Source organism: Cellulomonas olei, assembly GCF_039548315.1.
Classification (GTDB): domain Bacteria; phylum Actinomycetota; class Actinomycetes; order Actinomycetales; family Cellulomonadaceae; genus Cellulomonas.
Genome location: NZ_JBCLVN010000041.1, coordinates 1 through 14,177 on the forward strand (window position 1 = coordinate 1; position 14,177 = coordinate 14,177).

7 protein-coding genes are annotated in these 14,177 nt (G+C 69.3%); all 7 read left to right on the forward strand.

The features are described from left to right. The first annotated feature begins 460 nt into the window (after positions 1-460). Entirely contained in the window at positions 461-3,967 is a 3,507-nt protein-coding gene (gene rpoB / locus AAHH18_RS12580; protein ID WP_283319486.1) for a DNA-directed RNA polymerase subunit beta, read from the forward strand. A gap of 121 nt (positions 3,968-4,088) precedes the next feature. Beyond that, positions 4,089-7,955, forward strand: coding sequence for a DNA-directed RNA polymerase subunit beta' (locus AAHH18_RS12585; protein ID WP_343301861.1), 3,867 nt, complete (start codon positions 4,089-4,091; stop codon positions 7,953-7,955). A 428-nt stretch (positions 7,956-8,383) separates the two neighbouring features. Then, the gene (gene rpsL, locus AAHH18_RS12590; RefSeq protein WP_147794366.1) at positions 8,384-8,752 is read left to right on the forward strand and encodes a 30S ribosomal protein S12; all 369 of its coding nucleotides are present in this window, start codon (positions 8,384-8,386) and stop codon (positions 8,750-8,752) included. Positions 8,753-8,756: 4 nt separating this feature from the next. After that, positions 8,757-9,227 carry a 30S ribosomal protein S7 gene (gene rpsG, locus AAHH18_RS12595; RefSeq protein WP_222170253.1) on the forward strand — a complete coding sequence of 157 codons (471 nt, stop codon included), beginning with the start codon at positions 8,757-8,759 and terminating at the stop codon, positions 9,225-9,227. Between the two features lie 42 nt (positions 9,228-9,269). Continuing rightward, a complete protein-coding gene (gene fusA, locus AAHH18_RS12600) occupies positions 9,270-11,387 on the forward strand; it encodes an elongation factor G (RefSeq protein ID WP_283319487.1) in 2,118 nt (705 codons plus the stop codon). Between the two features lie 119 nt (positions 11,388-11,506). Continuing rightward, positions 11,507-12,697, forward strand: a complete 1,191-nt coding sequence (gene tuf / locus AAHH18_RS12605; protein WP_222170252.1) for an elongation factor Tu — start codon at positions 11,507-11,509, stop codon at positions 12,695-12,697. 303 nt (positions 12,698-13,000) lie between these two features. After that, complete coding sequence (locus AAHH18_RS12610; protein ID WP_343301862.1) at positions 13,001-13,954, forward strand: type IV toxin-antitoxin system AbiEi family antitoxin domain-containing protein; 954 nt, start codon at positions 13,001-13,003, stop codon at positions 13,952-13,954. The last annotated feature ends 223 nt before the right edge of the window (positions 13,955-14,177 follow it).

Genomic DNA, 14,177 nt, shown 5'->3' on the forward strand with positions numbered 1-14,177 from the left:
ATGTGGGCGGGCGCCGGCAGAGCCGGACGGGTGGATGTGCGCGTGAAGGGGCAGGGGAGGGGGCGCCGGGCGGTGCCCCTTCGGAGGCTCCGAACGCGCTCGGAGGTCGGCGCGCGGGATCGTGGTGCTCCGCGGACCACCTCGATCACCCGTCGGAGCCTCCGACGGCGCGGAAGCGGGGGAGGGGAGGGGAAGCGGAGGAGGGGAGCGGGAAGCGGGGCGCGCGCCGGGGTGGGGCGCGCGGCGGGCGACGGCGGCGGTGCCGCGCCCATACCACGGACAGTGGACAGAGCGCCAGGTCTGTACTACGCTAGCGCTTTGCGCTGGCCTGTGCCCGCGATCCCGTATAACCCGCGCCCACCAGGCATCGTAGTACGCGATGCCCTGGGGGCCCGAGGCCGGGGGACCGCGAACCGCCGGGCCCGTCGCAGGGAACTCGATCTGCTGGGAAGGACCCCTCTTGGCTGCCTCGCGCACCTCCTCCGCACCGTCCGAAGCCATCGCGAACCGCACCGCATCCCGCCGCCTCTCCTTCGCCCGGATCGACGAGCCGCTGGAGGTCCCGGACCTCCTCGGGCTCCAGACCGAGAGCTTCGACTGGCTGCTCGGCAACGAGAAGTGGCAGGCCCGGGTCGCCGCCGCTCTCGAGGCCGGCCGCACCGACGTCCCGGAGACCGCTGGTCTGGAGGAGATCTTCGAGGAGATCTCCCCGATCGAGGACTTCGGCGGCACCATGTCGCTGTCGTTCCGCGAGCACCGTTTCGAGCCGCCGAAGTACACGGCCGACGAGTGCAAGGAGAAGGACTTCACCTACGCGGCCCCGCTGTTCGTCACCGCGGAGTTCGTCAACTACACCACCGGTGAGATCAAGAGCCAGACCGTCTTCATGGGCGACTTCCCGCTCATGAGCGAGCGCGGCACGTTCATCATCAACGGCACCGAGCGCGTCGTCGTGTCGCAGCTCGTGCGGTCGCCGGGCGTGTACTTCGAGCGCGCCGCCGACAAGACGTCCGACAAGGACATCTTCACGGTCAAGATCATCCCGAGCCGTGGTGCGTGGCTCGAGTTCGAGATCGACAAGCGCGACAACGTCGGCGTCCGCGTCGACCGCAAGCGCAAGCAGAACGCCACGGTGCTGCTCAAGGCGCTCGGCATGACGGAGTCGGAGATCCGCGAGGAGTTCGCGCAGTTCCCGGCCGTCATCGACACCCTGGAGAAGGACCACGTCCAGACCCAGGACGAGGCGCTGCTCGACCTGTACCGCAAGATCCGCCCGGGCGAGCCGCCCACCGTCGAGGCCGGTCGCGCGCTGATCGAGAACTTCTACTTCAACCCCAAGCGCTACGACCTGGCGAAGGTCGGCCGCTACAAGCTGAACAAGAAGCTCGGCATCGACGTGCCGCTCGCCGACTCGGTGCTGTCGAAGGACGACATCGTCGCGGCGATCAAGTACATGGCCGCGCTGCACGCCGACGTGGCGACCCTCCCGGGCCGCCGGGGCGGCGAGGCGATCGAGGTCCGCGTCGAGACCGACGACATCGACCACTTCGGCAACCGCCGCATCCGCGCGGTCGGCGAGCTCATCCAGAACCAGGTCCGCACGGGCCTGTCCCGGATGGAGCGCGTCGTGCGCGAGCGCATGACGACGCAGGACGTCGAGGCGATCACGCCGCAGACCCTGATCAACATCCGCCCGGTGGTGGCGTCGATCAAGGAGTTCTTCGGCACGTCGCAGCTGTCGCAGTTCATGGACCAGAACAACCCGCTCGCGGGCCTGACGCACAAGCGGCGTCTGTCGGCCCTCGGCCCGGGTGGTCTGTCCCGCGACCGCGCCGGCATGGAGGTCCGTGACGTCCACCCGTCGCACTACGGCCGCATGTGCCCGATCGAGACCCCTGAGGGCCCGAACATCGGCCTCATCGGCTCGCTCGCGACGTTCGGGCGCATCAACCCGTTCGGCTTCGTCGAGACGCCGTACCGCAAGGTCGAGTTCGGCCGCGTGACGGACGAGGTGCACTACCTCACCGCCGACGACGAGGACCGCTACGTCATCGCCCAGGCCAACGCGGTCGTGGACGCCGACGGCAAGTTCGCCGACGAGACCGTCCTGGTCCGCGTCAAGGGCGGCGACACCGAGGACGTCCCTGCCGAGACGGTCGACTACATGGACGTCTCGCCGCGCCAGATGGTGTCGGTCGCGACGGCGCTCATCCCGTTCCTCGAGCACGACGACGCGAACCGCGCGCTCATGGGCGCGAACATGCAGCGCCAGGCCGTGCCGCTGGTCCGCTCCGAGGCGCCGCTGGTCGGCACCGGCATGGAGTGGCGTGCGGCGGTCGACGGCGGCGACCTCATCGTCGCGAGCAAGGCCGGTGTGGTCACCGAGGTGTCGGCGGACCTCATCACGGTCGCGAACGACGACGCCACCACGACGACCTACCGCGTCGCGAAGTTCCGTCGCGCCAACCAGGGCACGAGCTACAACCAGCGCGTGCTGGTCGACGCCGGCCAGCGGGTCGAGGTCGGCTCCGTGCTGGCCGACGGCCCGGCGTCCGACGAGGGCGAGCTGTCCCTCGGTCGGAACCTGCTGGTCGCGTTCATGTCGTGGGAGGGCCACAACTACGAGGACGCGATCATCCTGTCGCAGCGCCTCGTCCAGGACGACGTGCTGTCCTCGATCCACATCGAGGAGCACGAGGTCGACGCGCGCGACACCAAGCTCGGCCCGGAGGAGATCACGCGGGACATCCCGAACGTCTCCGAGGACGTGCTGGCGGACCTCGACGAGCGCGGCATCATCCGCATCGGCGCCGAGGTCTCCGCGGGCGACGTGCTGGTCGGCAAGGTCACCCCGAAGGGCGAGACCGAGCTCACCCCGGAGGAGCGCCTGCTGCGCGCGATCTTCGGCGAGAAGGCCCGTGAGGTCCGCGACACGTCGCTGAAGGTCCCGCACGGCGAGTCCGGCACGGTCATCGAGGTGCGCACGTTCAACCGCGAGGACGGCGACGAGCTGCCCGCCGGCGTGAACGAGCTGGTCCGGGTGTACATCGCCCAGCGCCGCAAGATCACGGACGGCGACAAGCTCGCCGGCCGCCACGGCAACAAGGGCGTCATCTCGAAGATCCTGCCCGTCGAGGACATGCCGTTCCTCCCGGACGGCACCCCGGTGGACATCGTCCTCAACCCGATGGGTGTCCCGGGCCGCATGAACGTCGGCCAGGTGCTGGAGGTCCACCTCGGGTGGATCGCCAAGCAGGGCTGGGACGTGAAGCTGGCCGAGGGCGACCTGTCGTGGATCGACGAGGTCCCCGAGATCGCGAAGTCCTCGGAGCCGGGCACCCCGGTCGCCACGCCGGTGTTCGACGGTGTGCCGGAGGAGACCCTGACCGGTCTGCTCGGCGCCACGTTGCCGAACCGTGACGGCGAGCGGATGGTCGGCGTGGACGGCAAGGCGCGGCTGTTCGACGGCCGCTCCGGCGAGCCGTTCCCGGACCCGGTGTCCGTCGGCTACATGTACATCCTCAAGCTGCACCACCTGGTGGACGACAAGATCCACGCCCGGTCGACCGGCCCGTACTCGATGATCACGCAGCAGCCGCTGGGTGGGAAGGCGCAGTTCGGCGGCCAGCGGTTCGGCGAGATGGAGGTGTGGGCCCTCGAGGCGTACGGCGCGGCCTACACGCTGCAGGAGCTCCTGACCATCAAGTCGGACGACATCCCGGGCCGCGTGAAGGTGTACGAGGCCATCGTCAAGGGCGAGAACATCCCCGACTCGGGCATCCCGGAGTCCTTCAAGGTGCTCCTCAAGGAGATGCAGTCGCTCTGCCTGAACGTCGAGGTGCTGTCGTCCGACGGCGTCTCGATCGACATGCGCGAGAACGACGACGAGGTGTACCGCGCCGCCGAGGAGCTGGGCATCGACCTGTCCCGGCGCCCGAACGCCGCGAGCAGCATCGACGAGATCTGACGCCGAGCGTCCGCCGGCCCCTGGGAGACCAGGGGTCGGCGGGCCGCCCGCACCCCTTGCACCATTCCGTCCGCCGGACCGCGACCACCGCGGGGCCGGCAAGCGAAGGAAGTAGGACCCCTTGCTCGACGTCAACGTCTTCGACGAGCTGCGCATCGGCCTGGCCACGGCCGACGACATCCGTGCCTGGTCGCACGGCGAGGTGAAGAAGCCCGAGACCATCAACTACCGGACCCTGAAGCCGGAGAAGGACGGGCTCTTCTGCGAGAAGATCTTCGGTCCCACCCGGGACTGGGAGTGCTACTGCGGCAAGTACAAGCGCGTGCGCTTCAAGGGCATCATCTGCGAGCGCTGCGGCGTCGAGGTGACCCGCTCGAAGGTCCGCCGTGAGCGCATGGGCCACATCGAGCTGGCCGCGCCCGTCACGCACATCTGGTTCTTCAAGGGCGTGCCCTCGCGCCTCGGCTACCTGCTGGACCTGGCGCCGAAGGACCTGGAGAAGGTCATCTACTTCGCGGCCTACATGATCACGTGGGTCGACGAGGAGGGCCGTCACGAGGACCTCCCGAACCTCCAGAACGAGATCGACCTGGAGAAGAAGGAGATCGCGGACCGCCGCGACAACGACATCAACACCCGCGCGCAGAAGCTCGAGGCCGACCTGGCCGAGCTCGAGGCCGAGGGTGCGAAGGCGGACGCCCGCCGCAAGGTCCGCGACTCCGCGGACCGCGAGATGGCGCAGATCCGCAAGCGCGCGGACGCCGAGATCGAGCGGCTCGACACGATCTGGGACAAGTTCAAGAACCTCAAGGTCGCGGACCTCGAGGGCGACGAGCTGCTGTACCGCCAGCTCCAGGACCGCTACGGCAACTACTTCGAGGGCTCGATGGGCGCCGCGGCGATCCAGAAGCGCCTCGAGGCGTTCGACCTGGACGCCGAGGCCGAGTCGCTGCGCGAGATCATCCGCACCGGCAAGGGCCAGCGCAAGACCCGTGCCCTCAAGCGCCTCAAGGTCGTCAACGCGTTCCTCACCACGACGAACTCGCCGACCGGCATGGTGCTGGACGCCGTCCCGGTCATCCCGCCGGACCTGCGCCCGATGGTGCAGCTCGACGGCGGCCGGTTCGCCACGTCGGACCTGAACGACCTGTACCGCCGCGTCATCAACCGGAACAACCGCCTCAAGCGGCTCCTGGACCTGGGCGCGCCGGAGATCATCGTCAACAACGAGAAGCGGATGCTCCAGGAGGCCGTGGACTCGCTGTTCGACAACGGCCGCCGCGGCCGCCCGGTCACGGGCCCCGGCAACCGTCCGCTGAAGTCGATCTCCGACATGCTCAAGGGCAAGCAGGGCCGGTTCCGCCAGAACCTGCTCGGCAAGCGCGTCGACTACTCGGGCCGTTCGGTCATCGTCGTCGGCCCGCAGCTCAAGCTGCACCAGTGCGGTCTGCCCAAGCAGATGGCGCTCGAGCTGTTCAAGCCGTTCGTGATGAAGCGCCTGGTCGACCTGAACCACGCGCAGAACATCAAGTCGGCGAAGCGCATGGTCGAGCGCGCGCGCCCGGTCGTGTGGGACGTGCTCGAGGAGGTCATCACCGAGCACCCGGTGCTGCTGAACCGTGCGCCCACGCTGCACCGTCTCGGCATCCAGGCGTTCGAGCCGCAGCTCGTCGAGGGCAAGGCGATCCACCTGCACCCGCTCGTCTGCGGCGCGTTCAACGCCGACTTCGACGGTGACCAGATGGCCGTCCACCTGCCCCTGAGCGCGGAGGCGCAGGCCGAGGCCCGCATCCTCATGCTCTCGAGCAACAACATCCTGAAGCCGTCCGACGGCCGCCCCGTGACCATGCCCTCGCAGGACATGATCATCGGCCTGTTCCACCTGACCTCCGACAAGGAGGAGCCGGTGGGCGCCGGCCGGGCGTTCAGCTCGGTCGCCGAGGCGATCATGGCGTTCGACCAGGGTTCGCTGGACCTCAACGCGGTCGTGAAGATCCGCATGGACGGCCTGGTGTTCGCGCCGGGCACCGAGCCCGAGGGCTTCGTCGCGGACCAGCCGTTCCTGTTCGAGACCACGCTGGGCCGGGCGCTGTTCAACGAGCTGCTGCCGGTCGACTACCCGTACGAGAACGGCGTGGTCGACAAGAAGCGGCTGTCCGTGATCGTCAACGACCTGGCGGAGCGGTACCCGAAGGTCGAGGTCGCCGCGTCGCTGGACGCCCTGAAGGAGGCCGGCTTCCGCTGGGCCACCCGCTCGGGCGTGACCATCGCGATCTCGGACGTCGCGGCGCCGACGGCCAAGGCGGAGATCCTCACGGAGCACGAGGCGCGCGCGGCGAAGGTGCAGGGTCAGTACGACAAGGGCCTCATCACCGACGACGAGCGTCGCCAGGAGCTCATCGAGATCTGGACGCAGGCCACCGACAAGGTCGCCAAGGCCATGCAGGAGAACTTCTCCGCCCGGAACACCGTGTTCCGCATGGTCGGATCGGGTGCGCGTGGTAACTGGATGCAGGTCCGTCAGATCGCCGGTATGCGCGGCCTCGTGGCGAACCCGAAGGGCGAGATCATCCCCCGCCCGATCAAGTCCAACTACCGCGAGGGCCTGTCGGTCCTGGAGTACTTCATCGCGACGCACGGCGCCCGCAAGGGTCTGGCGGACACCGCGCTGCGGACCGCCGACTCGGGCTACCTGACCCGTCGTCTGGTGGACGTCTCCCAGGACGTCATCGTCCGCGAGGACGACTGCGGCACCGAGCGCGGCCTCACGCTGCCGATCGCCGTCGAGGTGGGCGGCTCGTTCCGCCGGCACGACAAGGTGGAGACCAGCGTGTACGCCCGGACCCTGGCGGTCGACGTCGAGATCGACGGCGAGGTCGTGGGCCGTGCGGGCGAGGACGTCGGCGACGTGCTGCTGGACCGCCTCGTGGCGGCCGGCGTCACCGAGCTGAAGGTCCGCTCCGTGCTGACCTGCGAGTCCCGCGTCGGCACCTGCGCGAAGTGCTACGGCCGTTCGCTGGCCACCGGCAAGCTCGTCGACATCGGCGAGGCCGTCGGCATCATCGCGGCGCAGTCGATCGGTGAGCCCGGCACCCAGCTGACGATGCGGACGTTCCACACCGGTGGTGTGGCCTCCGCGGAGGACATCACGCAGGGTCTGCCGCGTGTCCAGGAGCTCTTCGAGGCCCGCACCCCCAAGGGTGAGAGCCCCATCGCGGAGTTCTCGGGCCGCATCACCATCGACGAGGCCGACCGCACCCGCCGGATCGTCCTCACCCCGGACGACGGCTCCGAGGAGATCGCCTACCCGATCACCAAGCGCTCGCGCCTGCTGGTCTCGGACGGCGACCACGTCGAGGTCGGCACCCAGCTCGTCCAGGGCGCCGTGGACCCGAAGAAGGTCCTGCGCATCCTCGGCCCGCGTGCGACGCAGAAGCACCTGGTCGACGAGGTGCAGGAGGTCTACAACTCCCAGGGCGTGGACATCCACGACAAGCACATCGAGGTCATCGTGCGGCAGATGCTGCGGCGCGTGACCGTGCTCGACTCGGGTGACACGGACCTGCTGCCGGGCGAGCTGGCCGAGCGCGGCCGGTTCGAGGACGCGAACCGCCGGGCGGTCGCCGAGGGCGGTCAGCCGGCCTCGGGTCGTCCGGAGCTCATGGGCATCACGAAGGCGTCGCTCGCGACGGACTCGTGGCTGTCGGCGGCGTCCTTCCAGGAGACGACGCGCGTCCTCACCGAGGCCGCGATGTCGGGCCGTTCCGACCCGCTGCTGGGCCTGAAGGAGAACGTCATCCTCGGCAAGCTGATCCCCGCCGGCACCGGGCTGCCCCGGTACCACGAGGTGACGGTCGAGCCCACCGAGGAGGCGAAGGCCGAGCTGTACCCGTCCTTCGGCTACGACGAGATCGACTTCCCCGCCCTGGGCCTCGGCTCGGGCGAGGCGATCCCGCTCGAGGACATCGACTTCGGCGACTTCCGCTGACGTCACCGCGGTCCGAGGGGGTCCGTCGCGCGCACGCGCGGCGGGCCCCCTCGGCCGTCCCGGCCGGCCCGGGGAACACCGGCCGGGGGAGCGGTGTTGGACCCGTCGTGACCCGCCTGGGGACCACCACCACCTGCTTTGACGGTGCGTGGACCGGCGAGTAACGTTGGACACCGTGCCCGCGCCGTCGGGCTCTCGCGCGCGCTCGTCCGTGAGCGCAGGGTGGCCGCCCCCACCGCACCTCGTCCCCGGAGTCCCGGGACCGGCGTGCGGAGCAGGACGGGGACGACACGCCCGGGCGCGGGGGTCGGTTCGGGACGCAAGACCAGCGGGGTAGTCGCGCGACGGGCGACGATCCGCACACGATGCCGGCCGTCCAGGGTGACGGGTGCCGGTCAGACCAGACCATCCGAACAGACGGAGACGTAGTGCCTACGATCCAGCAGCTGGTCCGCAAGGGCCGGCAGGCGAAGACGAACAAGTCGAAGACGCCTGCCCTCAAGGGCAGCCCGCAGCGGCGCGGTGTCTGCACCCGCGTGTACACGACCACCCCGAAGAAGCCGAACTCGGCTCTGCGGAAGGTCGCGCGCGTCAAGCTCTCCTCGGGCATCGAGGTGACGGCGTACATCCCCGGCGAGGGGCACAACCTGCAGGAGCACTCGATCGTGCTCGTGCGCGGCGGCCGTGTGAAGGACCTCCCCGGCGTCCGCTACAAGATCATCCGTGGCGCGCTGGACACCCAGGGCGTGAAGAACCGTAAGCAGGCGCGCAGCCGCTACGGCGCGAAGAAGGGCTGAACCGATGCCTCGCAAGGGTCCGGCCCCTCGTCGGCCGCTCATCGTCGACCCGGTCTACGGATCGCCGGTCGTCACCCAGCTGATCAACAAGGTGCTGCTCGACGGCAAGAAGTCCGTCGCGGAGGCCATCGTCTACGGCGCCCTCGAGGGCGTCCGTGAGAAGACGCAGAGCGACCCGGTGGTCGTCCTCAAGCGCGCGCTGGACAACGTCCGCCCGTCGCTCGAGGTCCGCTCCCGCCGCGTCGGTGGCGCCACCTACCAGGTGCCGGTCGAGGTCCGCCCCGTCCGCCAGACCACCCTCGCGCTGCGCTGGCTCACGGACTACTCCCGCGCCCGCCGCGAGAAGACCATGACCGAGCGCCTCATGAACGAGATCCTCGACGCCAGCAACGGCCTGGGCGCAGCGGTCAAGCGCCGCGAGGACATGCACAAGATGGCCGAGTCCAACAAGGCGTTCGCCCACTACCGCTGGTGACCCCAGCTGTAGCGCGGACCCCACTACCGAGGGGCTGAACCTGTGGCACTGGACGTGCTCACGGACCTGAACAAGGTCCGGAACATCGGCATCATGGCGCACATCGATGCCGGGAAGACCACGACGACCGAGCGGATCCTGTACTACACGGGCGTCAACTACAAGATCGGCGAGACCCACGACGGCGCGTCGACCACGGACTGGATGGAGCAGGAGCAGGAGCGTGGCATCACGATCACGTCCGCTGCTGTGACCGCCTTCTGGAACAAGGGCAAGCCGAACGAGACGCAGATCAACGTCATCGACACGCCCGGTCACGTCGACTTCACCGTCGAGGTGGAGCGCTCGCTGCGCGTGCTCGACGGCGCGGTCGCGGTGTTCGACGGCAAGGAGGGCGTGGAGCCCCAGTCGGAGACCGTGTGGCGCCAGGCCGACAAGTACGAGGTCCCCCGCATCTGCTTCGTCAACAAGATGGACAAGCTGGGCGCGGACTTCTACTTCACGGTCGACACCATCGTGAACCGCCTCAAGGCCAAGCCGCTGGTCATCCAGCTGCCGATCGGCGCCGAGAACGACTTCGTCGGCGTCGTGGACCTGGTCGAGATGCGCGCGCTCGTGTGGCGCGGCGAGACCGAGATGGGCGCGAAGTACGAGATCGAGGGGATCCCCGCCGACCTCCAGGAGCGGGCCGAGCAGTTCCGCAGCGAGCTGCTCGAGGCCGTCGCCGAGACCGACGACGACCTGCTCGAGAAGTTCCTGGGCGGTGAGGAGCTGACGGTCGCCGAGATCAAGGCCGGCATCCGCAAGCTCACCATCGCCGGCGAGGCGTTCCCGGTCCTGTGCGGGTCGGCGTTCAAGAACAAGGGCGTCCAGCCCATGCTCGACGCCGTCGTCGACTACCTCCCGTCGCCCCTCGACGTCCCGGCCATCCAGGGCCACGACGTCAAGGACCCGGAGGTCGTCATCGAGCGGCACCCGGACGCCGACGAGCCGTTCTCGGCCCTGGCGTTCAAGATCGCCGCGCACCCGTTCTTCGGCAAGCTCACCTTCATCCGCGTGTACTCGGGGAAGGTCGTGCAGGGCGCCCAGGTCATGAACTCGACCAAGGGCAAGAAGGAGCGCATCGGGAAGATCTTCCAGATGCACGCCAACAAGGAGAACCCTGTCGACGAGGCCACGGCCGGCCACATCTACGCGTTCATCGGCCTCAAGGACGTCACCACCGGTGACACCCTGTCGGACATGAACTCGCAGGTCATCCTCGAGTCGATGACGTTCCCCGAGCCGGTCATCGACGTGGCCATCGAGCCCAAGACGAAGGCCGACCAGGAGAAGCTCTCCACGGCGATCCAGAAGCTCGCCGAGGAGGACCCGACCTTCCGCGTCCGCCTGGACGAGGAGACCGGCCAGACCGTCATCGGCGGCATGGGCGAGCTCCACCTCGACATCCTCGTCGACCGCATGCGGCGCGAGTTCAAGGTCGAGGCGAACGTCGGCAAGCCGCAGGTGGCGTACCGCGAGACGATCCGCCGCACGGTGGAGAAGATCGACTACACGCACAAGAAGCAGACGGGTGGCTCCGGCCAGTTCGCCAAGGTCCAGATGACCTTCGAGCCGCTGGTCTCCGAGGACGGCGCGACGTACGAGTTCGTCAACGCCGTCACCGGTGGTCGCGTCCCGCGCGAGTACATCCCGTCGGTCGACCAGGGCATCCAGAGCGCGATGCAGCTGGGCGTGCTGGCCGGCTTCCCGCTGGTCGGCATCAAGGCGACGCTCCTCGACGGGGCGGCGCACGACGTCGACTCGTCCGAGATGGCGTTCAAGATCGCGGGGTCGATGGTCCTCAAGGAGGCCGTCCGCAAGGCGGACCCGGTCCTCCTCGAGCCCGTCATGGCCGTCGAGGTGCGCACGCCCGAGGACTACATGGGCGACGTCATCGGCGACATCAACTCGCGGCGCGGCATGATCCAGTCCATGGAGGACGCGACGGGCGTGAAGGTGATCCGCGCCCTGGTTCCTCTCTCCGAGATGTTCGGGTACGTCGGTGACCTGCGGTCGAAGACCCAGGGTCGTGCGGTGTACTCGATGCAGTTCGACAGCTACGCCGAGGTGCCTCGGAATGTTGCCGACGAGATCATCAAGAAGACCCGGGGCGAGTAGTCCCACAGGTCGAACCGAGTACGACCAATCAACCCGACCCGTAGGACCGCACGTCCGCGAGGGTGACCAGCCCCCGCATCGTTCGGCAATCTCTACACCAGAGTCCTGAGGAGGACCCAGTGGGCAAGGCGAAGTTCGAGCGGACCAAGCCGCACGTCAACATCGGGACCATCGGTCACGTCGACCACGGCAAGACGACGCTGACCGCTGCCATCTCGAAGGTGCTGCACGACAAGTACCCCGACCTGAACCCCTTCACGCCGTTCGACGAGATCGACAAGGCGCCGGAGGAGAAGCAGCGCGGTATCACCATCAACATCGCGCACGTCGAGTACCAGACGGAGAAGCGTCACTACGCTCACGTCGACGCGCCGGGTCACGCCGACTACATCAAGAACATGATCACGGGTGCGGCGCAGATGGACGGCGCCATCCTCGTGGTCGCCGCCACCGACGGCCCGATGGCCCAGACGCGTGAGCACGTCCTGCTCGCCCGTCAGGTCGGCGTGCCCTACCTGCTCGTGGCGCTCAACAAGTCCGACATGGTCGACGACGAGGAGATCCTCGAGCTCGTCGAGATGGAGGTCCGCGAGCTGCTGTCGTCGCAGGGCTTCGACGGCGACAACGCGCCCGTCATCCGCGTCTCCGGCCTGAAGGCCCTCGAGGGCGACCCGCAGTGGGTCAAGTCCGTCGAGGACCTGCTGGACGCCGTGGACGAGTCCGTGCCGGAGCCGGTGCGTGACATGGACAAGCCGTTCCTCATGCCGATCGAGGACGTCTTCACGATCACCGGTCGTGGCACCGTCGTCACCGGCAAGGTCGACCGCGGCAAGCTCGCGATCAACTCCGAGGTCGAGATCGTCGGCATCCGCCCGGCGCAGAAGACCACGGTCACCGGCATCGAGATGTTCCACAAGCAGATGGACGAGGCGTGGGCCGGCGAGAACTGCGGCCTCCTGCTCCGCGGCACCAAGCGCGAGGACGTCGAGCGCGGCCAGGTCGTCGTGAAGCCGGGCTCCATCACCCCGCACACCGAGTTCGAGGGCCAGGTCTACATCCTCGCCAAGGACGAGGGCGGGCGTCACAACCCGTTCTACTCGAACTACCGTCCGCAGTTCTACTTCCGGACCACGGACGTCACCGGCGTCATCACGCTGCCCGAGGGCACCGAGATGGTCATGCCCGGCGACAACACCGAGATCTCGGTGCAGCTGATCCAGCCCATCGCCATGGAGGAGGGCCTCGGCTTCGCCATCCGCGAGGGTGGCCGCACCGTCGGCTCGGGCCGCGTCACCAAGATCATCAAGTGATCTGACCCCCTCGGGGGACCAGCACCACTCGGGAGGGCCCGGGCGCTACGGCGCCCGGGCCCTCTCGCGTCCCCACCCCCGCGCCACCCCCCACCCCCCACCCCCACCCTCGGACGCACCCTCCCCCTCCGTTCGGAGGCTCCCACCGCGTTCGGAGGGTGCCGCGCGTCGTCGTGGTGGTCCGCGGAGCCCTCCGATGATCCGTAGGAGCCTCCGACCCGGATCGGCGGTGTGCGTCGCAGGTGTGTGAGGTCGGTTGTGGACGACCGCCGTGCTTGGCTCCGGGGCTGCCAGGGTGGGGCGATGGACCCTCGAACCGTGCAGGTGCTGAGCGGCCTCGCCGCCCGTGACCGCGTGATCACGACCCGGGACGCCGAGCGGGCCGGGGTGTCCGGCGACGAGCTGCGCGCGGCCTGCGCACGCGGTGACCTCGTGCGCGTGCGGGTCGACGCCTACACGACGGCAGACCGGTGGCAGGGGCTCGAGGACGCGGAACGGCACCGGCTGCGGGTGATCGCCGCAGCGCGCCGCCTGCACCGGCCGGTGTTCACCCACGACTCGGCCGCGGCGCTCTGGCGTCTCCCGCGCATCGGCCGGTGGCCGGAGTCGGTGCACGTCTCGCTGCCGCACGGCGTCGGCAACCGGTCGTCGGCCGGCGTCCGCCGCCACGCGACGCCCGGACCGGTCGGCCACGTCGCGACGGTCGAGGGCGTGCGTGTGACCGGGGTGGCGCGCACCGTCGTCGACGTCGCCCGCACCTGGGAACTCGCGGCCGCTGTGGCCGCGGCGGACCACGCCCTGCACCGCGGGTGGACGACACCGGCACGACTCGCGACCGAGCTCGAGGCGGCGGGCACCGGGCGGGGCGTGCGCCGGGCCCGTCGCGTCGTCGAGGCGGCCTCTGGGCTCTCCGAGTCCGTCGGGGAGTCGCTGAGCCGCGCGCGGATGATCGAGCTCGGGCTGCCGCTGCCGGAGCTGCAGCACGTGGTGGAGGACGACGCCGGCGTCGTGGGCCGGGTCGACTTCTGGTGGCCGGAGCTCGGGCTCGTGGGGGAGTTTGACGGGCGCCTGAAGTACCGCGCCGGCGGTGTGCCGGACGGGCGGCAGCCCGAGGACAGGGTCTGGGCGGAGAAGCGCCGCGAGGACCGCCTGCGCGCACTGGGCCTGCAGGTCGTGCGTTGGACCTGGGACACGGCCCTGTCCCCGGACGCCCTCGGCGCCGTCCTCGCGGCGTCCGGTGTGCACCCCCGCGCCTGACCGCAGCGCCGTCGGAGGCTCCGACGTGACATCGTGGTGCTCCGCGGACCACCACGATGTCGCGCGGCACCCTCCGAACGCGTTCGGAGCCTCCGAGGGGGACCGAGGAGGACAGGGGGCGGGCGGGGGTCGCGGGGCGCTCGGCCGCGTGATCGTGCGGGTGTGACGGAGGTCCGGTTGGACCTTTCGGGCCCCGGCTGGCACACTAGACAAGTTGCCCGAC